Annotated in this window: 13 protein-coding genes; 7 read left to right on the top strand and 6 right to left on the bottom strand. The window is 71.3% G+C overall.

Annotation, left to right across the window (positions count from 1 at the left end; genetic code table 11):
* Positions 1-7: 7 nt before the first annotated feature.
* Together WMF12_RS28975 and WMF12_RS28970 are read left to right on the top strand one after the other, a co-directional pair.
* On the top strand, positions 8-823 hold the full coding sequence (locus tag WMF12_RS28975) for an RNA polymerase sigma factor (RefSeq protein ID WP_437850603.1): 816 nt from the start codon (positions 8-10) through the stop codon (positions 821-823).
* On the top strand, positions 823-2,940 hold the full coding sequence (locus WMF12_RS28970) for a serine/threonine protein kinase (protein WP_437850601.1): 2,118 nt from the start codon (positions 823-825) through the stop codon (positions 2,938-2,940). The genes WMF12_RS28975 and WMF12_RS28970 overlap by 1 nt, the downstream gene beginning before the upstream one ends.
* Positions 2,941-3,010: 70 nt before the next feature.
* Here the strand turns inward: WMF12_RS28970 and WMF12_RS28965 are convergent, their stop codons facing one another.
* The 4 genes from WMF12_RS28965 to WMF12_RS28950 all read right to left on the bottom strand — a co-directional run bounded on the left by WMF12_RS28965 (position 3,011) and on the right by WMF12_RS28950 (position 9,255).
* Positions 3,011-4,972: a sugar-binding protein gene (locus tag WMF12_RS28965; protein WP_437850599.1), complete on the bottom strand. Its 1,962-nt coding sequence runs from the start codon at positions 4,970-4,972 to the stop codon at positions 3,011-3,013.
* Between the two features lie 167 nt (positions 4,973-5,139).
* Entirely contained in the window at positions 5,140-7,962 is a 2,823-nt protein-coding gene (locus tag WMF12_RS28960; RefSeq protein WP_437850597.1) for a cation-translocating P-type ATPase, read from the bottom strand.
* A gap of 13 nt (positions 7,963-7,975) precedes the next feature.
* The gene (locus WMF12_RS28955; RefSeq protein WP_012238103.1) at positions 7,976-8,812 is read right to left on the bottom strand and encodes a PspA/IM30 family protein; all 837 of its coding nucleotides are present in this window, start codon (positions 8,810-8,812) and stop codon (positions 7,976-7,978) included.
* A 53-nt stretch (positions 8,813-8,865) separates the two neighbouring features.
* Complete coding sequence (locus WMF12_RS28950) at positions 8,866-9,255, bottom strand: hypothetical protein (protein ID WP_437542369.1); 390 nt, start codon at positions 9,253-9,255, stop codon at positions 8,866-8,868.
* 363 nt (positions 9,256-9,618) lie between these two features.
* On the opposite strand from WMF12_RS28950, the gene WMF12_RS28945 reads away from it, so the two are divergent.
* Together WMF12_RS28945 and WMF12_RS28940 are read left to right on the top strand one after the other, a co-directional pair.
* Entirely contained in the window at positions 9,619-11,217 is a 1,599-nt protein-coding gene (locus WMF12_RS28945; protein ID WP_437850595.1) for a serine/threonine-protein kinase, read from the top strand.
* A 1-nt stretch (position 11,218) separates the two neighbouring features.
* Positions 11,219-12,610, top strand: coding sequence for a sigma 54-interacting transcriptional regulator (locus WMF12_RS28940; RefSeq protein ID WP_437850593.1), 1,392 nt, complete (start codon positions 11,219-11,221; stop codon positions 12,608-12,610).
* A gap of 30 nt (positions 12,611-12,640) precedes the next feature.
* On the opposite strand, the gene WMF12_RS28935 is transcribed toward WMF12_RS28940, so the two are convergent.
* Positions 12,641-14,443: a monovalent cation:proton antiporter-2 (CPA2) family protein gene (locus tag WMF12_RS28935; RefSeq protein WP_437850591.1), complete on the bottom strand. Its 1,803-nt coding sequence runs from the start codon at positions 14,441-14,443 to the stop codon at positions 12,641-12,643.
* Positions 14,444-14,487: 44 nt separating this feature from the next.
* Here WMF12_RS28935 and WMF12_RS28930 point away from each other — a divergent pair, with 44 nt between their 5' ends.
* The 3 genes from WMF12_RS28930 (at position 14,488) to WMF12_RS28920 (ending at position 19,945) form a co-directional block, all read left to right on the top strand.
* Complete coding sequence (locus WMF12_RS28930; protein WP_437850589.1) at positions 14,488-15,891, top strand: B12-binding domain-containing radical SAM protein; 1,404 nt, start codon at positions 14,488-14,490, stop codon at positions 15,889-15,891.
* Between the two features lie 429 nt (positions 15,892-16,320).
* Entirely contained in the window at positions 16,321-17,835 is a 1,515-nt protein-coding gene (locus WMF12_RS28925; RefSeq protein ID WP_437850587.1) for a hypothetical protein, read from the top strand.
* A gap of 547 nt (positions 17,836-18,382) precedes the next feature.
* A complete protein-coding gene (locus tag WMF12_RS28920) occupies positions 18,383-19,945 on the top strand; it encodes a hypothetical protein (protein ID WP_437850585.1) in 1,563 nt (520 codons plus the stop codon).
* Positions 19,946-19,978: 33 nt separating this feature from the next.
* Here the strand turns inward: WMF12_RS28920 and WMF12_RS28915 are convergent, their stop codons facing one another.
* Positions 19,979-20,500, bottom strand: a complete 522-nt coding sequence (locus tag WMF12_RS28915; protein WP_437850583.1) for a hypothetical protein — start codon at positions 20,498-20,500, stop codon at positions 19,979-19,981.
* Positions 20,501-20,503: the final 3 nt, after the last annotated feature.

The following is a 20,503-nucleotide window of genomic DNA, read 5'->3' as shown; positions in this document are numbered from 1 at the left end:
CGTTATCATGGTCACCCCAATGCCTTCGTCGGGTCCACCTTCGTCCGATCCGCCGCACCGCTTCCCCGAGACATCCTGGGGCCTGGTCGGGAGGGCCGGCCTGCCGCTCACCCCGGAGGGGAGGCAAGCGCTGGCCGCGCTCTGCGAGCTGTACTGGTATCCCGTCTACTCCTTCGTGCGCCGCTACGGCGCTACGGCCGACGAGGCGCAGGACCTGACCCAGGGCTTGTTCGCCCGCCTCCTCGAGAGGAACGACCTCCCGACGGCCGACCAAGAGCGCGGCCGGTTCCGGTCGTGGCTCATCGCGTGCGTCAAGCATTACGTCGCGAACGAGCGCGCGCGCGCTCGCGCCCAGAAGCGTGGCGGTGTCAGCAATGGAAGCGGCGCGCTCCGCGGATTCGACGCGGAGCGCGCGGAGCGGTGCTATCAGGCAGAGCCGGCCCACAGGCTCACCCCGGAGAGGCTCTACGAGCGACGCTTCGCCCTGCAGCTGCTCGAGCGCACGCTCGCCACGCTGAAAGCCCACTATGAGGAGGCCGGACAGGGGCCGCTCTTCGAGGCGCTGAAGGGGCGCCTGTCCGGGGAAGGGGACGAGCGGCGGCACAAGGAGGTCGCAGCAGCGCTGGGGATGAACGTGGAGGCAGTGAAGACAGCGACCTCCCGCCTTTATGACCGCTACGAGCGGATTCTTCGCGAGGAAGTGGCGCGCACGGTCGCGCGCGTGGAGGACGTGGACGACGAGCTGCGCGCTCTGCTCCAGTCGCTCAGGGGAGATCCGTCGGAGGACGGTAACCTTTCTGGCGGGATCCAGAATGATGGGTGATGGCTAGTGAAGATCACACACCCACCGCCCTGGCCCCGACGCTCCGCGTCTGTCCGATATGCCGCTCGGAGATCACGAGAGACGCGCCGCACGGCCTCTGTCCATCCTGCCTGATCGCCCGCGTGGCCCTCCGCGGCGCACCGCCGGCCGAGTCCGACGCACCCGGCCAGCAGGACAGCTCCCTCCCGTCGCTGCGCCACGGCGGCTACGAGATCCTCGGCCGCATCGACGCCGGCGGCATGGGCGTCGTCTACCGGGCCCGGCAGGTCCGCGCCAATCGGATCGTCGCCCTCAAGATGCTCCCGGGCGGCCCCTTCGCGACCGACACCGCGGCACGGCTGTTCCAGCGCGAGATCGCGCTCGCGTCCCGGCTGGATCATCCCAACATCGTGCCGATCTACGATGTCGGCGAGCACGAGGGCCAGGCGTTCTTCACGATGAAACTCATGGAGGGCGGCACGCTCACCGCCCGCCTCGAGCACTACCGCGACCCGCGCCGCGCCGCCGGGCTCGTCGCGAAGCTCGCCCGCGCCGTCCACGAGGGCCACCGCCGCCACGTCCTGCACCGCGACCTGAAGCCCGCGAACATCCTCTTCGACAACGACGGGGCGCCCTATGTCGCGGACTTCGGGGTGGCCAAGCAGCTCGGCCAGGAGGGCGGCACCATGACGGGCGATCGCCTGGGGACCCCGGGCTACATGGCGCCGGAGCAGGCGATGGGCCACGCGAAGCGGGTCACGGCGGCGGCCGACATCTTCAGCCTCGGCGTCATGCTCTACGAGCTGCTGACCGGGCGACGCCCCTTCGACGGCTCGACACCGATGCAGTCGTTGCGCCGCACCATCGAGGAGGAGCCGGCCGCGCCGCGCTCCCTCCGCCGCGACCTGTCCCGCGATCTGGAGGCCATCTGCCTCACCTGCCTCCGCAAGAAGCCCGAGCGCCGGTATGGCTCCGCCGAGGCGCTCGCCGATGATCTGGAGCGCTGGCTGCGCGGCGAGCCCGTCGTGGCCCGCGCCCGCGGCCTGGTCGGGCGCGCGCTCCTCTGGTTCGCCCGCCACCCGACCGCGGTGGCGCTGATCCTGGCCGCGACGCTCGCATTGGCGGGCGCGGTGGCCACGGCGTGTGCCCAGCAGGAAGCGCGCCGGCAGGAGGTGCTCGATGGCAATGTCTACGCAGCCCGGGCCGTCGCCGGCGCGGTGCTCGCGCAGCTCTGGCACTACGGCGTGCTCGTGTACCGCGCCGCCGCCGATCCAAGGGCTGCGGCGCTCGTCGAGCAGCCGCACCTCCCGGCGCTCGATGAGCTCCGCAAGGCGTACGTCGGCCGGAATGGAGGCCCGTCGCTGGTCACCTGGTTCGTGGTCGATCGGGAGGGCGTGCTCCTCTTGCACTGGCCGCGGGCGCCGGCGCCTCAGGGGAAGTACGACTTCCGCGACTACTTCCAGGGGGCACGGCGCCTCGCCGAGGGGCCGGACTCCGGCGTGGCGTATGTCTCCCGCGTCTTCCGGTCGGAGACCGACCACCAGCACAAGTTCGCCCTGGCGGCCCCGATCCGCGGCGCTTCCGGCGAGTTCGCCGGGGCGCTCATCGCCACCATCGCGACGGACTCCCGGCTCGGTGCGCTCCAGCTCAGCGACGGCCGTCGGTTCGCCGTGCTTGCAGCGCGCCGCGATCGCGAGCGCGGCGGTCCGGCTCCGGCGAGCGACGAGTTCACGGTGCTCGTCCACGATGGCGTCGGTCATGGCGAGAGCGCGGCGCTGCGCAGCGCGATCCTGAGCGACCTCCTGCCCGCGGCTCCGGCCTCCGGCGCGCCTGCGCTGGATCAGCTTCAGCTCCCGCCGCCCGACCGGGTAGCCTCGGTGGACGACTGGCGCGATCCGCTCGCCGAGCGCGATCCCGCGAAATACGGCGGCGCATTTCTCGCCGGGGTGGCGCCGGTCGGTCACACCGATCTCGTGGTCATCGTCCAGAGCCGCGCCGACGAGGCCACCGCGCTCGATGCGGACCCACGCCTCCGGGTCGTCGCCTGGAGCGGCGTCGCCTTGACCCTGCTCGGCCTCGCCTTCGCGGCTGTGTCGGCGGCTCGACGCCGTCGCCGCCGTCTTGCCTACGAGCGGTAGCCCAAGGGCTACCGCGTCGAGCTCGCCGGGCGCCTGTCCGTCTCCAGGCGCCGCGAGGCCCTCTTCCCGCCTACTTGGCGAAGATCGACCCGTTCCAGACGTACCGCGCCGGCTGCGCGCCCCCCCACGGCAGCAGCAGCGGCTCGAAGCCGCCGACAGGCGCCTTGTCCTGGTTGAAGGGATACGTCTGCTCCGTCCACTCGACGGCCTTCCCCGGGGCGAGCTCGATCCCCATCTTGTCGCCCACGCGCACGAACTTGAGCTCGCCGGCGATCTTCTTGTCGCCGATGCTGCGCGCCACCTCGGCCGCGAAGATCCGCTGGATGCTCTCGCCCTCGACCCGGAAGATCTGCACGACGTCGCGGTCCACGGTCCCGCCGCCCGCCTCCTTGGGCGCCGCCGCGCGGACGGTGCCGTGGACGATGATCTCCGCCTTGCCGTCGCCGGTGAGATCGAGCGCGCGCACCGAGCGGATGTCGGCCGGAGACGCGAACTGCGCGAGCGTCATGAACGCGTACCCCGCGCCGCCCCGGAACCCCTTGCCGAACACGACGATGTCGCGGTCGTGCAGGAGCACCCGCTCGGGCTCCTTGCCGGCGGCCACGTCGGCGCCGAGGTCGAACCGTGGCTTGCTCGACGAGGCGTTCCGGTCGCGCCGGTAGAGGGCGTACACCTTGTCGAGCATCTCGGCCGGCGAGAGGCCGGCCGGCTTGGGCGCGGCCCGCGCCTCCTCGGCCCTCGCCGGCGCCGGGCGCTGCCCCGCGGCGCCCGCCTGCCGCTGCTCGCTCGCCTTGGTGAACACCCCGCCGGTCAGCTTGTAGAGCTGCGACTTGATCGACCCCCACGGCAAGAGCAGCGGGTCGTACGTCGTCTCGACCCCCTCCGCGTAGTTGCTCGCGTCGTACCGGGTCGCCTTGCCCGGCTCCACGCGGATCGCCATCTTGTCGCCGTCCGCCACGAAGTCGACGTCGTTGACGACCGAGCCCTTGTCCGTCGCGATCGCGATCTCGTGCTGGAAGATCGGCCTCGGCGTGTCGCCGGCGCCGAACTGGAGCACGTGGATCACCTCGCGGTACTTCGCGCTGCTGCCGGAGCGCTTCCGCAGGATGAGCTCGGCCTGGCCGTCGCCCGTCAGGTCGCGCGCCGTGAGCGACGGCACCATCCCGTCCTTGGCGTCGACCCCGAGGTCCTCGAAGTAATACTGCGCGCCCTTCCGGAACCCGGGGCCGAGGACGACCAGGAACCGCTCGTGGACGAGCACCCGCTCCCGCATCCCGTCGCCGGCCACGTCGGCGACGAGGTCGTAGCTCGCGCGGCCCTGGATGCCCTTGCTCCGGAGGAGGCCGTCGGTGAGCGCGAGCTCCGGCTCGGTCGCGAGCGGCGACAGCGACCCGTACGCCTCCGAGGCGGCGCTGCCGACGACGGCGTCGACCCCTCCGCCGTCGTCGTCGTGGACGAAGAGCCCCGCCCGCAGCCCGACCCGGGTCGTCGCCGCCTCGGGGAACGCCGTCCAGGGGACGCTCGCCTCCAGGGTGTACCCGCCGCTCCGGGGGGCCTCGATGACCCTCGCCCCGGCCACCGCCTTGCCGCCCGGGATCTTGACGCTGCCCGCGGTCTTGCCCGGCTGTCCCGGGTAGAGCGCGACCTCCTGGACCTTTCCGCCCGGGAACCCGATCACGACCTTCACGTGATCGGCGCCGCCTCGCAGCGCGTCGTCGGTCACGTCGGCCGCCACGTAGATCCGCGCGTCGTCGTAGGCGATGGCCACCTGCGCGGCCAGATCGGCCTTGCTGGGCTTGCCCTTCACCTTGAGGCCGAGGGAGGTGAACGCCACCGGCCACTCCTTCGGGATCCCGTCGAGCTTGAGCCATTTCGACTCGACGAGCGGCGCCGCGATCGGCGTGCCGGCGGCGAGGGCAGGGGAGGGGGCGGCGGCGGTCAGCGCCGCCAGCGCGACGGGCGCGAGCGCGGCGAGGCGGGAGCCGGAGGCATGAGCCCCCAGCGCACGGAGGTGGTGTGATTTACGTCTCATAAGCTCGGGTTTGGACGCCTCTCCGCGCCCGCTTGTTCTTACCACGAGCACTTTCTTTCCGGATCGCTCCGCGTCGCCCACCCGAGGCGGCACCCTGGACGCCGTGAGGTGGCCGTCTGACGTGGCAGGCGAGGGGGCTCGGCGCTGCCGAGGCCCCCACCCGGCGGTCATCCGTGGGGCTTGGAGGCGGGCGTGAGGCGGGCGGGGCCGGCGCCTTCGGGGCGGATCCGGCGGTACACGAGCTTTGCGATCTCGACGGCCGGGACGATGAGCGCCGAGAGGACGAGCAGGAGCATCCACTCGTCCGACGACATCGCGTACGTGCGGAAGACCGGGCGCAGCGCGGGCACGAGCAGCGCAATCAGGTGGATCGCCGCGCTCGCCGCGACCGCCAGGAGGAGCGGGAGGCTGATGAGCGGCTTCGACGCGAAGAGCGAGATGACCGGGCTACGGCAGCTCCAGGCGTGGAAGAGCGGCGACAGCGCCAGCAGCGAGAAGGCGACGGCGCGCGTGCGCAGCAGCGCCTCCTCGGTCTGGTCCGACGTCGCGTAGAGCGCGACGGCGGCGAGCCCCATGATCGCGCCGACGTACAGGATCCCGAGGTAGTCGCGCTTGACGAGCAGGCCCTCGTCGCGCGGCCGCGGCGCCTCCGACATGAGCTGCGGATCCGGCGGATCGATGCCGAGCGCGAGCGCGGGCAGGCCGTTCGTGACGAGGTTGATCCAGAGGATCATGAGCGGCGTCAGCGGCGGCCACTTGCCGAAGAACGAGACGACGAACACGGCCACGAGGAGGCCCATGTTCGACGAGAGGAGGAAGAAGATGAACTTCTGGATGTTGCGGTAGATGGCGCGCCCCTCGCGCACCGCCTCGACGATGGTCGCGAAGTTGTCGTCCGCCAGCACGAGGTCCGCCGCCTGCCGCGCCACGTCGGTGCCCCCGCGCCCCATCGCCACGCCGATGTGCGCCTCCCGGAGCGCGGGCGCGTCGTTCACGCCGTCGCCCGTCATCGCCACGATGTGGCCGTGCGCCTTGAACGCCCGCACGAGCCGGAGCTTCTGCTCCGCCGTCGTCCGGGCGAAGACGCGCAGGTGCATGATCCGCCGCGCCAGCTCCTCGTCGCTCATCACCGCGAGCTCCGCGCCGCTGAGCGCCTCGTCGCCCTCGTCCCAGAGCCCGATCTCCTTGGCGATCGCCGTCGCGGTGAGCCGGTGGTCGCCGGTGATCATGACGGCGCGGATGCCGGCGCGGCGGCACTCGGCCACCGCCTCCTTCACCCCCTGCCGCGGCGGGTCCATCATCCCGACCAGGCCGAGGAACGTGAGCTCGCGCTCGACGTCGTCCTCGTCGCGGCTGACCCGCACCCGGCGGCAGATCGCGAGCACGCGCAGCGCGGCCGCGCTCATGCGATCGGCCTCGGCGACGATCGCGGCGCGGTCGTCCTCGGACAGCGCCCGCACGCCCTTGTCGTCGGCGAACTTCACGCAGAGCGGCAGGAGCACGTCGACGCTCCCCTTCACGTGCGCGATCTCGCGGCCGCGCTCGTCCCGCGTGATCACCGTCATCCGCTTGCGGTCGCTGTCGAACGGCAGCTCGTGCACGAACGCGTGCGACGGCGCCACCGACTCGCGCGAGTAGCTGCCCTTCGCGGCCAGCGTCAGCAGCGCCCCCTCGGTCGGATCGCCGACGATGTTCCAGCGGCCCGTCGCCTGGTCCTCGTTGAGCGACGCGTTGTTGCAGAGGGCGACCGTCGCGAACAGGTAGGTGAGCGGCGCCGAGTGCTCCACGACCTCCGCGCCGTGCTCGTCCCGCAGCGCGCCCGTCGGGTCGTACCCCTCGCCGGTCACCGTGTAGCGGCGGCCGCCCGCGTACACGTTGCGCACGGTCATCTCGTTCTGGGTGAGCGTGCCCGTCTTGTCCGACGCGATGATCGTCGCGGCGCCGAGCGTCTCGACCGCGGGCAGCTTGCGCACGATCGCCCCGCGCCGCGCCATGCGCTGCATCCCCAGCGCGAGCGTGATCGTCGTGATCGCGGGCAGCCCCTCGGGGATGGCGGCCACGGCGAGGCTCACGCCCTCGAGCAGGAGCTCGTGCCACGGCCGTCCGCCCCGGATGAACCCCCAGCCGAGCAGCACCGCGGAGAGCGCCAGGCACACCCGCAGGATCACCGAGCCGAAGCGATCGAGCCGCTCCTCGAGGGGCGTCTTCTGCTCGCCGACCGAGCGGATCATCTCGCCGATCCGGCCGAGCTCGGTGCTCACGCCGGTCGCGGTCACCACCGCGCGCCCCTTGCCGCGCACGACGCTCGTGCCCGTGAAGATCATCGTGACCCGGTCGCCGAGCGGCGCGTCGCGCGCGACCGGGGCGAGCGCGTCCTTGACCGCGGCCGCGCTCTCGCCCGTCAGCGCCGCCTCCTCGGTCGCGAAGCTGATCGTCTGCACGAGCCGCGCGTCGGCCGGGACCGAGTCGCCCGCCTCGAGCTCGAGGATGTCGCCGGGCGCGACGTCCTCGGCCGCGATGACCACGGTCTTGCCGCCGCGGCGCACGCGCGCGTTCGGCGCGCTGAGCTTCTGGAGGGCGTCCAGGGCCGCCTCCGCGCGCCGCTCCTGGTAGTAACCGAGGAAGGCGTTCAGGATCACGATGAGCAGGATCGCGATCGCGTCGCCGAACCGGTGGAGGAAGCTCTGGTCCTTGTCGGCGGTGAAGCCGACGACCACGGCGATCGCCGCCGCGGCGAGGAGCGTGAGCACCAGCGGGTTCGCGAACTGCTCGAGGATGCGGACGAGCGCGCTCTTCTTCTTCGTCTCGGGCAGGCGGTTCTTGCCGTGCTCCGCGAGGCGCTTCTGCGCCTCGTCGTCGGAGAGCCCGCCGGACGAGCTCACCCCGACGCGCTCGAGGAAGGCGCCGACCTCTTCGGCGTGGACAGGGATGGGGGCGGCGGGAGGCGCGTTCGATCCGGCCGGGCGGAGCGCCGTGGCGGCTTGGCTCATGGGCGGGCGTGCTCTAGCGCTTCATCCTGGCTTGTTCACGTTGTTCTTCGGCCTCGAGCTCCGCGAGCGCCGCCGCGAGCTCGTCCTGCTCGGCCTGGGGCGCGGCGGCCGGCGCGCCGCCCGCGCCGGCCACGCGCACCTGCGGCGGCGGCGCCGCGGCGGGCGGCGGCTCGGGCGGGAGCACGCCCATCTTCCGCTTGAGCGCGAGCAGCTCGTCGTCCGCGCCCGCCGTCGCCTCGAGCTGCCCGAACTTGTGCGCCAGCGTGTCGCCCGTGTACTGCTCGGCGATCTCCCCGGCGGCCTCGGCCTCGGCCTCGATCTGGTCGATCTTGTTCGACATCCGGTCGAACGTCTCGAAGGCGGAGGCGTTGTTCAGGCCGCTCATCGTCTCCTGGATGGCCTTCTGCGCCTCGGCCCGCTTCTTCCGGGCGATGAGCACGTTCTTCTTGCGCTTCGCCTCCTCGATCTTGTTGTTCAGGAGGCGCAGCGCCGTCTTCAGCTGGTCGACGGCCTGCTTCTGCTTCTGCCACTGGTCCTTGTAGGAGGTGGCGAGCTGGTCGTGCTCCTTCTTGCGGTTCAGCGCCTCCTTGGCCAGCGCGTCGTCGCCCGCCTTGATAGCGAGCATGGCCCTGCGCTCCCACTCCGCGGCGTTGGCGGCCTCCTGCTCGGCCTGCTTGGCCAGCCGCTTCTCGTCGGCGATCGAGACGGCGACCTGCTTCTTCGCCTCGATCAGCTGGTTTGCCATGTCGATGACGACCTGGTTCAGCATCTTCTCGGGGTCCTCCGAGCGGCTGATGAGGTCGTTCAGGTTCGACTTGATGAGGGTCGCAAGGCGCGCGAAAATTCCCATAGATCAGCTCCAACTCTCGGGGTGCGCAGGGTCGAAAGGCGCGGCGGGTCTGCTCAGCTGAGCGCGAGATCGTGCAGCACGGGGACGTGGCGGGCGAGCGCGAGATCGATGTCGCTCAGGATCGCCTCGAGCTCGTTCATGTCGAGGTTCTCGAGCTCCAGCGCCGCCGACAGGACGACGGTGCCCGCCTCGATCCCATACGAAGCATGCATGAGATCCGTCGCGTTGTACTCGAGCAGGCGGCGGAAGAGCCTGGTCTGGTGTGCGTCGTCCCCGGGGACAGGGCCGATCGAGACCCGCACCGCCACGATCGGCGGGTCGATGCGGATCGCGATCGGCGGCGCGTCCGGGCCCCCCGAGACGAGGTAGGTACCGGCGTCGTTCTCGAACCGGCGATCGAGCTGCAGGAGGTAGGTTTCGACATCCTCGGCTGTACGCGGCATGGCGCGGCGAGCCTACAGAATCATGTCGCGTCGGGCTAGTGCCGCGTCCCTCGGATTCTTTCCGGGATTCCGCGAGCCGCGGGCTGCGGCCTACGGCCACCACCATCGCGTGCGCGCGGCTCGCCGTGGTCCTCCGAGTAGTCCTCCGAACCATCGCGTCCCCTTCGTTGGGTTCGTGCTCCGATCGCACCGGCGCGCTGTCACGTCGTGAGCCCGCAACACGCGCCGCGAGCCGCAACACGCGCCGCGAGCCGCGCTCCGTGATCGGTTCCGCTCGCTCCCGGAATCACCGCGTTTCCCCGGACGCTCGCTTTTTTCTCACCCGTTCGAGAGTCGCGGTGGTACGGTCCCGATCCAGGTTACGTGGCGATCCACCCGGGCGACGTCGTTGCTGGCTACCGTGTCTCCCGCCTGCTCGGGCGGGGCGGCATGGGCGAAGTCTGGGCAGCAACACGGGAATCGGACAATCAGCAGGTCGCCATCAAGGTCCTGCTCGCGCGCGCCGCGATGAAGCCGGATCTCGTGCGGCGCTTCGACCGTGAGGCGAAGATCGCCTCGGCCATCCAGAGTCCGTACGTCTGCCAGCTGCTCGAGGTCGGCCAGACGGACGAGGGCGAGCACCTGCTCGTGTTCGAGCAGCTCGACGGCGAGTCGCTGGCGGATCGGCTGAAGCGCGAGCAGTACCTGCCGTTCAGCGAGGTCGGCCCGATCATCGATGACGTGCTCCAGGGGCTCGTGGCGGCGCACGCCGCGGGCGTCATCCACCGCGATCTGAAGCCGGGCAACATCTACCTCGAGCACCTCGGCCTGCCGGACCGGCGCGAGCGCGCGAAGATCCTCGATTTCGGCATCTCGAAGCTCACGCGGCGCGAGAAGGAAGAGCCGACGCTCACCGCCTTCGACGCGACGCTGGGATCGTTCGCGTACATGGCGCCGGAGCAGGTGCGGGGCGCCGCGCGGGCCGACGAGCGGGCCGACATCTACGCGGTCGGCGCGGTGGCCTTCCGGGCCCTGTCCGGGCGGCTGCCGTTCGAGGGGGCGAACGCCGCGGTGCTCGTCGCGATGAAGCTCGACCGCCCGGCGCCGTCGCTCGCCGAGGCGACTGGCGAGAAATGGCCGGTGGGCATCGAGCGCTTCCTCGAGAGGGCGCTCGATCGCCGGCGCGAAGGGCGCTTCGGCTCCGCGGCAGATGCGCTGTCGAGCTGGCGGGCCATCCAGCCGGCGAACATCACGCGCGCGACGCGCCGCACGCAGCGGAGCAGGTATCCCTCCGAGCTGCCCGACGCGTTCCTGGAAGACAACCCCACGGTCGTCGACGGCCCCCCGACGATGACGGAGAACGGCGGCTTCAGCGACGCCGGCCACAGCTCGCCGCCCCCTGCTTCGCTCGCCCCTCCCAGGGCCAGCACCGTGCCCCCGCCGCCACCGAGCAGGGCCGGGAGCACCGTGCCCCCGCCGCCGCCGAGCAGGGCCGCTGCGCCGCCGGCGTCGCCGAGCAGGACCGGCGTGGGCGCACCGCCTGCGCCGCCGAGCAGGACCGGCGCGGGCGCGCCTCCGGCGTCGCCGAGCAGGACCGGCGTGGGGGCGCCGCCGCCACCGCCGAGCAGGGCGGGCGCGGGCGCGCCGCCGCCACCACCGAGCAGGGCGGGCGCGGGCGCGCCGCCGCCACCGCCGAGCAGGGCGGGCGCGGGCGCGCCGCCGCCACCGCCGAGCAGGGCGGGCGCGGGCGCGCCGCCGCCACCGCCGAGCAGGGCGGGCGCGGGCGCGCCGCCGCCACCGCCGAGCAGGGCGGGCGCGGGCGCGCCGCCGCCACCGCCGAGCAGGGCGGGCGCGGGCGCGCCGCCGCCACCGCCGAGCAGGGCGGGCGCGGGCGCGCCGCCGCCACCGCCGAGCAGGGGCGGGGGCGCAGAGATTCCCCGGCCGGAGGGTCCGCCTTCGCGCCGCAAGACAGAGAGGCACTGAGTTGCTCGACGCGACGGTAGGCACGAAGAACCGGGTCGAGGTGCGCGGCGGGCGCATCCGCCTCACGAAATCGTCGGCCGCGCGCGGCGGCGGATGGATCGAGATCGGCACCGATCCCGTCATCGTGGGCCGCAACGCGGCCTGCCAGCTGGTCCTCGACGACGCCAAGGTCAGCGCGGTGCACGCCGAGTTCGTCGCCACGGAGCAGGGCGTCCGCGTGCGCGATCTCGACAGCAGGAACGGGACCTTCGTCGGCGGCGTGCGGGTCGGCGACATCTACCTGCTCACGAGCACGAAGCTGCGGCTCGGCGAGACCGAGATCCAGTTCGAGCCCCTGCGGCCCGAGCGCATCACGGTCTCGGCGATCCCGTCGTTCGGCCCGCTCGTGGCGAGCAGCCCCGGGATGCGGGCCATCTTCGAGCGCCTCTCCAAGATGGCGCCGACCGACCTCACGGTGCTCATCACGGGCGAGACCGGCACGGGCAAGGAGCTCGTCGCCCAGGCGCTGCACCTGGCGAGCGCCCGCTCGAAGAAGCCGTTCGTGGTCGTGGACTGCGGCTCGATCCCGCCGACCCTGGCCGAGGCGACGCTGTTCGGCCACGAGCGCGGCGCGTTCACGGGCGCGGTCGACAAGCGCCTCTCGCCGTTCATCGAGGCGGACGGCGGCACGATCTTCCTCGACGAGCTCGGCGAGCTGCCGCTCGAGGTGCAGCCGAAGCTCCTCCGCGCGCTCGCCGAGCGCCGCATCAAGAGCGTCGGCGGATCGAGCTACCGCGAGGTCGACGTGCGCGTGCTCGCGGCGACGCGCCGCGACCTCGTGCGGGCCGTGAACGGCGGCAACTTCCGGAGCGACCTCTACTTCCGCGTCGCGCAGATCAAGATCGAGCTGCCGGCGCTCCGGCAGCGCGTGGAGGACATCCCCGTGCTCGTCCGCCGGATGCTGAAGGATCTCGGCGACGAGAGCGCCTACGAGCGCGTCTCGAACATGACGCTCGAGCGGCTAATGCGGCACGACTGGCCGGGCAACGTCCGCGAGCTGCGGAACGCGGTCGCCGTCGCGTTCGCGCTCGCCGCCGAGGGCGAGGAGATCGACATCGCGGCGCACCTCGGCGCCCTCACCGAGACGCCGGTGCACCCGAGCTCCTCGCCGTCGATCCCCCCGGGCGCCGGCGGCAGCGCGGCCAGCAGCTCGTTCGCGTCGATGAAGGGCCGTCAGTTCCAGGAGGCGAAGCGCGACGTCCTCGCGCGGTTCGAGCGCGACTACTTCGCCGCCCTGTCCGAGGACGCGAAGGGCAACGTGAGCGAGATGGCGCGGCGCGCGGGCATGGAGCGGGCGCACGTGCGGGCTTACCTCCGCCGCCACGGCATCGGCGCGAAGCAGGAACAGGAGTGAGCGAGCCGACGGCGGCTCGCTCGCTTCGCGTCACACCGCCGCGGCCTTGTCGTCCCTGCCGGACGGCGCGATCTCGTCGGACTCGAACAGGCCTTCGAGCTCCTGCGCCGCCTGCTTCGCCGCCTCGATGAGCTTGACCTCGTCGTTGTGCACCGCGTGCCCGCGGAGGAGCACCTTCTCGTCGTGGGCCCTGAACCGCTCGATGGTCGCGCGGGCGTCCCGCTCCCGCATCCCGAGGCCCTCGAGCACGCGCGCCGCCACCTCGAGCGACGACAGGAACGTCTCCCGCTCCAGCACCGTCACGCCGATATCCATCAGCTGATACGCGTGCTGGCGGTTCCGGGCGCGCGCGTAGATCAGGAGGTCCGGGAAGTGCCGCTTCACCACCTCCGCCGTCTTCACCGACGACGCGACGTCGTCGATGGCCAGCACGAAGATCTTCGCCTTGTCGGCGCGCGCCGCGCGGAGCAGGTCGAGCCGGGAGGCGTCCCCGTAGTAGATCTTGTTGCCGTACTTGCGGACGAAGTCGACCTGCGTGGGGCTCGCGTCGAGCGCGGTGAAGGGGATCTTCCTCGTGCGGAGGACGCGAGAGACGATCTGGCCGAAGCGGCCGTATCCGGCGATGATGACCCTCGGGTCGTCGTCGTCGATCGCGTCGAACTCGCGCTCTGGCCCGCCCCCCTGCCATCGCTTGACGAGCGCGTCGCCGAGCGCGATGACGAGCGGCGTGACCGCCATGGACAGGGTGACCACGACGACCAGGAGGTCGGCGAGGAGCCTGTCCATGAGGCCCTGTCCCGCGGCCATCCCGAAGAGGACGAAGGCGAACTCGCCCCCCTGCGGGAGCGCGAGCGCGAGGTCGCGCGCGGAGCCCTTCGCGTGCCCGGCCGCCCTGCCCAGGAGGAGCAGGACGGCGGCCTTGAGCGCCATCACGCCGAGGACGAGCCCGAGGACGAGCAGCGGCCGCTCGATGACGAGGCCGATGTTCGCCGACATCCCGACGGCGATGAAGAAGAGCCCCATGAGCAGGCCCTTGAACGGCTCGATGTCCGCCTCGAGCTCGTGGCGGTACTCCGAGTCGGCGAGCAGCACGCCCGCCATGAAGGCGCCGAGCGACATGGAGAGGCCCACCTGCACCATGAGGAGCGCCGTGCCGAGCACGACGAGCAGGGCCGCCGCGGTGAAGATCTCGTGCGCGTGGGTGGCGGCGATGGCCCGGAAGACGGGGCGCACGAGGTAGCGGCCGCCGGCGACGACCGCGAGCAGCACGGCCACGGCCTTGAGCGACGAGGCGACCGCGCTCCCCTCGGCGGGGGCCGCGCCCGCGGGGCCGAGCAGGGGGAGCACCGCGATCAGCGGGATCACGGCGAGGTCCTGGAAGAGCAGGATGGCGAACGCGGAGCGGCCGTGCTGCGACTGCATCTGGCCCTTCTCGGCCAGGATCTGCAGGACGAACGCCGTCGACGAGAGCGAGAGCCCGACGCCCGCGATGGCCGCCGTGTCGGCGCGCAGGCCGAGCGCGGCGCCGATGAGCGCGATGAGCGCGCCCGTGACGGCGACCTGCGCGCCGCCGAGGCCGAACACGGCGCGGCGGAGCACCCAGAGCCGCGACGGCTGGAGCTCGAGGCCGATGAGGAAGAGGAGCAGCACCACGCCGAGCTCCGAGAAGTGGAGGGTGTCTTCGACGTTGGCGATGATCCGCAGCCCCCACGGGCCGAGCAGCGCGCCCGCGACGAGGTAGCCGAGCACCGCGCCGAGGCCGATCCGCTTGAACAGCGGCACGGCGACGACGGCCGCGCCGAGAAAGACTGCGGCGTCAGAGAGCAAGCTCATTCGTCGTGGGTCTCCTTGGGGCTCCGTGATAAGCACGATCCGCCATGCAGATCGAGCTCATCGCCACGGCAAGCGAAGATTCCGCGTACCTGCCTCGTGTGGGGCTCGGCACCCTCGCGGCGCTCACGCCCCCCGAGGATGAGATCATCTACACCGATGACGTCGTGCAGCCCTTCGATCTCCAGCGCGACGTCAAGGACGTCGACCTCGTCGGGATCAGCGTCGACAGCAAGACCGCCCGCCGCAGCTACGATATCGCCGCCGCTTACCGCAGGCGCGGCGTGAAGGTGGTGCTCGGCGGCATCCACCCGACGGCCTGCCCCGACGAGGCCCTGCAGCACGCGGACGCCGTCGTGGTCGGCGAGGCGGAGGACGCCTGGCCCGCCCTGCTCGCGGACGTGAAGCGCGGCGAGCTCAAGCCGTTCTACCGCCCGGAGCTGCCGAACCTCGCGGGCAGGCCCCCGCCGCGGCGCGACCTGTTCACCTCCAAGAAGTACATCCCGTTCCAGGTCGTGCAGACGATGCGCGGCTGCCCGTATCCGTGCGAGTTCTGCAGCGTGTCGACGGCGAACGGCACCACGATGCGGTTCCGTCCGACCGACGAGGTGCTGAGCGAGCTCCGGTCGCTCGGCAAGCTCATCATGTTCGCGGACGACAACGTGATGATCCACCGGGCTTACTCGAAAGAGCTCTTCACCCGGATGATCCCGCTGAAGAAGCACTGGATAGGCCAGTGCTCGCTCGCCGCGGTCAAGCGCCTCGAGAACGTGAAGCTCATGGCCGAGAGCGGGTGCAAGGCGCTCTTCATCGGCTTCGAGAGCATCGACGAGGAGACGGTGAAGTTCACCGGAAAGCGGCAGAACCGTCCCTCCCAGTACAAGGACACGATGGCGATGCTCCACGATCACGGCATCTCGGTCTGGGGGAGCTTCGTCTTCGGGTTCGATACGGACGATCCCGAGGTGTTCGATCGCACCGTGGAGTTCGGCATCGACATGAAGCTGACGATGGCGCTGTATGCCATCCTCACCCCGTACCCCGCGACGCAGCTGTACCGCCGCCTCAAGGCGGAGGGGCGCCTCACGGACGAGCGCTGGTGGCTGCGCCGCGACCACGACGCCGGCTCGCCCTATTTCGTTCCCAAGCAGATGTCGCGGGAGCGGCTCCGGGAGGGGTGGGTGTCCGCGTGGACGAAATTCTACTCGCCGTCCTCGATATGGCGCAGGTTCACCCTCACACGGCAGTCGAGCTGGATCCAGCTGGCGGGCTTCTTTCCGCTGAATTTCATGCAGCACACGCTGGCGCACCGCAAGATCGCGGGCGGCGAGCAGCGCTTCCGCTCCGGCGTGCACATCGAGGAGACGGCCGCGTCGTCCGTGGCGCAGCCGCAGCCGGAGCCGCAGCCTGCGAGGGCCAAGGGCGCTCGGCAGCTCCCGATCATCGGATAGGCGATCCCCTGGCGCCAGCTTCGCGTCCTGTGCGTGCGTGGGCGCCGTCCTGCACGCTGCGGGGCAATGGTACGCTGCGGCGCAATGGTGCCGCGCTCCGCTCGTCGGCAATGAGGCGGCGCCCTGGCGCGGCGCGCGTCGTCTGGGCGCGCCGCAGGACGCCGCGCCTCGGCCGCTCGGGCGCCCGCGGCAGGCCAAGCGCGCCGCGGCTCGCGGAGCGCCCGCTGCGCATCGGTGGATGTGGGCAATCGACCGCTCGCGGATTGACAGCAGCGCACGGTGAGCGAGCGACATTCTTCTGTCGCGCTTGCAGTGCGATTGTCGCTTGCTGATTTTGCTACACTCGCGTGAGCTCCTGGAATGCCGGGGTGTCGAGCGGGGTGTGAGCCCGCTTTGTCGCGGCATCGAGGATCCCCAAGCGGAGGTGTCATGGGTCGACGTCGGTTCTCCTTCTCGCTCCTCATCGTGGTTGGCGCCGCCGTGTCCAGCGCTGGCTTCGCGGCCAGCTGCAGCGCGACGGGTTCGTCCAACGTGCTCGACTCGAGCGGAGCTGACGAACCAGGCGTGGGAGCGGGCGGCACGACCGGCGGAGGCGACGGGCTGGGTGGGTTCCTCGACATCGATGGAGGGCAGGAGCCGCACAGCGATGTGATGGTGAACCCTTGTGGGAGCGCGTGCGGCGACAAGGAGCTATGTACCGGCGCGACCCTCGGCCTGGACGACGACTGCGATGGTTCGATCGACGAGACGTGCGCCTGCATCCCCGGTCAGGCGCACTCCTGCTTCCGCGGCGATCCGTCGTTCCGGAACAGCGAGGGCTGCTTTCCTGGCACCCAGCTCTGCGACGAGACCGGCACCTGGGGCCCGTGCGTCGGCGGCGTGCACGCCGACGAGAACTGCCATATGGATAGCGGCGCTCCGTGCCGCCCGATGCAGGCGTCGCCCTTCGCGAACCTCGACCTCAAGGCAGCCATTGGCACGTTCGGCGCGGATGCGCTCGCGGGATCCGAGCTGTGGACGGTGGACTGCCCCGATGGCGTCGACCCGTGCCCCGGAGTGACCGGCTCGGATCCAGCGGACGATTTCAAGCCGCTGCAGTCGGGGGAGTACACTGTGACGTACACGAAGCGCGTCGCGAGCGGCGCTACCCAGAGCTGCGAGTACCCGCTCTTCGTCAGCGCGGGCGGCCTGCGCGTCGAGCTCGAGTGGGAGCACGACGTCGGCGACGTCGATCTCGATCTGCACCTCCACAGGCCGAACAACACGCAGCCCTGGAAAATGCTGGGGTCGTCGGTGGATTGCGGATGGAACAACTGCGCTATCTCGCACTTCGCGACAAAGTCACCGGAGCCCTCGGATATCCGCTGGTTCTTGAACAGCGCGAGGCTGCCGAATCCCGTGAACTGGTACCTCGACCCGGTGCCCGGCAACAATGGCTGCTTCAACGCCCCTCGGGGCGTGGGGGAGCAATGGATGGCCAACGGTCTTGGCTGCCACAACCCGCGGATCGACCTCGACAACAGGGGGTGCGACCCCACCCGGACTGATCCCGATCACACAAGCTTCTGCGCGCCGGAGAACATCAACCTCGACTATCCGCCGAAGCGTCAGTGGATGCGCATCGGCGTGCATTACTATGATGAGGGTATGGTGAAGAACGATATTCACCCCCGTATCAAGATCTTCTGCGACAGCGCCCTCGGGGCGGATCTGGGGCCCGCGGGGTTCTACAGCCCGGAGCGGCCCGTCGCGTTCAGGCCCACGGACGGACGCACCATGTTCTGGCTCGTCGCCGACGTGCTCTTCCCAGAGCCGGACGAGTGCGGCCAGGCGGCCTGCGTCGTGCGGCCGCTCTATGAGAGCGCCAGCGCGAAGACGCCGCTGCTCACCACGCGGGACGACGTCGAGGCGAGCTTCGGTCCCGCCTACCCGACGCTGCCCTGAAAGGCGCGCGCGCCGCGCGCCCGACCCGCCTCCAGATCACCGCGATGGCCAGGGCCTCGCGACGTCAGCGCCCGCGAACGCGCCGGCGCGAGCGCACAAGCTCTGCCGGCGCCACCTCGCCCCACGCGCGGAAGCCGTGAGGCGCAACGCCACACCGGCCAGCAAGGCAAGCTTCGTGGTGATCTGTCTGAGGATGATTTCTCTGACTCCTCGGGTGAGCTGGTGGTTCGCCTGACTCCGCATCTGGCGAGAGCGCGCCTCGCCGGCTGAAAGCGGCTCATTGTGGCCATCGCCGGCCGGAGTCCGTGCTAGGGAGTCCTCCTCCAGCGACTCACCCTGCTGAGTCTGCATGGCAGTAGTCCTTATTACTCGATGAGGGTCGGGGCTCCGTGATCTGCCGTCCCGAGCCGCGCTTTCGCGCGCGCTGGGGACACCGGTATCCGCTTTGCTTCACGCTGTCGTGCCTGGTGCACGGCGCGCTTCGCCGTCGCGCGGAGCGGGCGCAGGCCGCCGCGACACCGCGTCTAGGTCTCCAAGTGGAGGTATCATGTCTCGTCTTCGTGTCTCCTCCGTGCTCCCCGTCGTGATCGCGATCGCGGCGTCGGGCGCCGGTTTCGCGGCCGGCTGCAGCGCGGAAGGCAAGCGGCTCACGTTCGATCTGACGACGGGCGGCAGCTCGCACGCCGACGAGGCGGGCAGCGCCGGCGGGGCGGGCGGCGCCGGCGTGGCGACGGCCCAGCCTGGCGACTCGGAAGGCTACGGCGGCTTCCTCGGCGATATCGATGCAGGGGCGCCTGAGGGCCTGCCGGTGACGATCAACCCGTGCGGGAGCGCCTGCGGTCCCACGGAGCTGTGCGGTGTGGATGAGCTCGGCGTGGATCACGCCGGGCTGGACGACGACTGCAACGGGCTGATCGACGAGAGCTGCGGGTGCATCGCCGGGCAGGCGCACTCCTGCTTCCGAGGCGATCCGTCGTTCCGGCACAGCCCGGGGTGCTTCCCCGGGACCCAGATATGCGACGAGACGGGCACGTGGGGCCCCTGCGTCGGCGGCGTGCACGCGGACCAGGACTGCCACCGGAACGACGTGGCGGGCTGCCACGCGCTCCAGGCGGCGCCGTTCGCCACCGTCGATCTGAAGGAGGGCACCGGCTCGTTCAGCGAGGACGCGCGTCCGGACTCCGAGGTGTGGACGGTGACGTGCCCGCCGGGCGTGAACCCGTGCCCCGCGGTGGGAGGGCAGGGGCCGGCGGACGACTTCAAGCCGCTCCAGTCGGGCGAGTACACGGTCACGTACACGAAGAGCCTGGCGAGCGGCGAGACCGCGACCTGCGTTTACCCGCTGTTCGTCGGCGCCCGCGGCCTCCGCGTCGAGCTCGAGTGGGAGCACGAGCCGGCCAGCGTGGATATGGACCTCTACCTCCACAAGCCGGACAACATGCAGCCCTGGACGGTCGGCGGCTCCAGCGCCGCGTGCGGCTACGGGAACTGCACGCTCGACAGCCTCTCGGGCGGCTCGGCCATCACGTGGTTCAGCGACACGGCGACGCCCCCCGAGCCGGTGAACTGGTACCTGGATCCGGAGGAGACCAACAACAGCTGCTTCTACGCGCCTCGCGGCGTGGGGGACGACTGGCGCGCCCACGGCAGGGGGTGCCATAGCCCGCGGCTCGATCTCGACAACATCTCCTGCGCCCACCGCACCACGGACCCGGACGACCCGACCTTCTGCGCGCCCGAGAACATCAACGTCGATTTCCCGCCCAAGGCCAGCTGGATGCGCATCGCGGTGCACTACTTCGGCGGCAGCGTGTCGTTCGACGTGCACCCGCGGGTCAAGATCTACTGCAACGGCGAGCTCGGGGCCGACCTCGGGCCCACGGGTTTCTACGACCCCGAGGTGCCCGTCGCCTTCGTTCCGGAGGACTCAGGCGACAGGTTCTGGCTCGTCGCCGACGTGATCTTCCCCGAAGCGGGGGAGTGCGGAGGCGATACGTGCGTCGTCAGGCCGATCTACCGGGACGAGACCGTGAAGACGCCGTACCTCTCGACGGTCCGCGACGTCCGCAACGACTTCGGTCCGGCCTACCCCAGCCTGCCGAGGCCCTGACGGCGCGGCGCTGGCCGGCGGCGGGCGCGCCCCTCACGCCTCGACGCCGGCCCGCCTGAGGAAGGCGAGCGCGGGTCCGAGCGCGTAGGCGGGCGCCCTGCCCAGGCGCAGCTGCTCCCCGGTCGACAGGTGGAGGAGCAGCCAGCGCGGCGCGAGGCCCGGCTCGTCGACGTCCGTGTCCGAGGCCGGCGGGGTCGAGACGCCGACGATCGCCTGGATCGGCAGGATCCGCCGGAAGCCACGGCCGTCCTGGATGAGCTCGTCGCGCTCGAAATCGAGGCGGAACAGCCCGTGGAGCCGGCGGCGCCGGCGGACGGCGAGCAGCGCGGCGGCGGCTCCGGCCGTCCACGTCCCCGCGATGAAGAGGATGGGAAAGGGGGCCGCGCGCGCCGCCACGATGCCCGCCACGACGAGCGAGGCGACGAGCGCGAACGCGGCGACGCGACGGACGGCGAGGTCCAGGCCGTCGCCACGGCACTCGCAGACGAGCACGGCGGGGCCTTGCGCCAGGATGGTGCCGTCGGTGTTCGAGAGCAGGACGTCTCCGTCAGGCACTGC

This window comes from Sorangium sp. So ce363 (genome assembly GCF_051520435.1).
GTDB lineage: Bacteria > Myxococcota_A > Polyangia > Polyangiales > Polyangiaceae > Sorangium > Sorangium cellulosum_B.
Note: the sequence above shows the minus strand (reverse complement) of the source record. Positions and strands in the feature narration are given on the sequence as shown.

Bases quoted from the DNA above. Each gene is read 5' to 3' on its own strand.
- WMF12_RS28965 (WP_437850599.1), bottom strand. From the start codon at position 4,972: ATGAGACGTAAATCACACCACCTCCGTGCGCTGGGGGCTCATGCCTCC.
- WMF12_RS28935 (WP_437850591.1), bottom strand. From the start codon at position 14,443: ATGAGCTTGCTCTCTGACGCCGCAGTCTTTCTCGGCGCGGCCGTCGTC.
- WMF12_RS28960 (WP_437850597.1), bottom strand. From the start codon at position 7,962: ATGAGCCAAGCCGCCACGGCGCTCCGCCCGGCCGGATCGAACGCGCCT.
- WMF12_RS28925 (WP_437850587.1), top strand. From the start codon at position 16,321: ATGGGTCGACGTCGGTTCTCCTTCTCGCTCCTCATCGTGGTTGGCGCC.
- WMF12_RS28975 (WP_437850603.1), top strand. From the start codon at position 8: ATGGTCACCCCAATGCCTTCGTCGGGTCCACCTTCGTCCGATCCGCCG.
- WMF12_RS28930 (WP_437850589.1), top strand. From the start codon at position 14,488: ATGCAGATCGAGCTCATCGCCACGGCAAGCGAAGATTCCGCGTACCTG.
- WMF12_RS28950 (WP_437542369.1), bottom strand. From the start codon at position 9,255: ATGCCGCGTACAGCCGAGGATGTCGAAACCTACCTCCTGCAGCTCGAT.
- WMF12_RS28920 (WP_437850585.1), top strand. From the start codon at position 18,383: ATGTCTCGTCTTCGTGTCTCCTCCGTGCTCCCCGTCGTGATCGCGATC.
- WMF12_RS28955 (WP_012238103.1), bottom strand. From the start codon at position 8,812: ATGGGAATTTTCGCGCGCCTTGCGACCCTCATCAAGTCGAACCTGAAC.
- WMF12_RS28970 (WP_437850601.1), top strand. From the start codon at position 823: ATGGCTAGTGAAGATCACACACCCACCGCCCTGGCCCCGACGCTCCGC.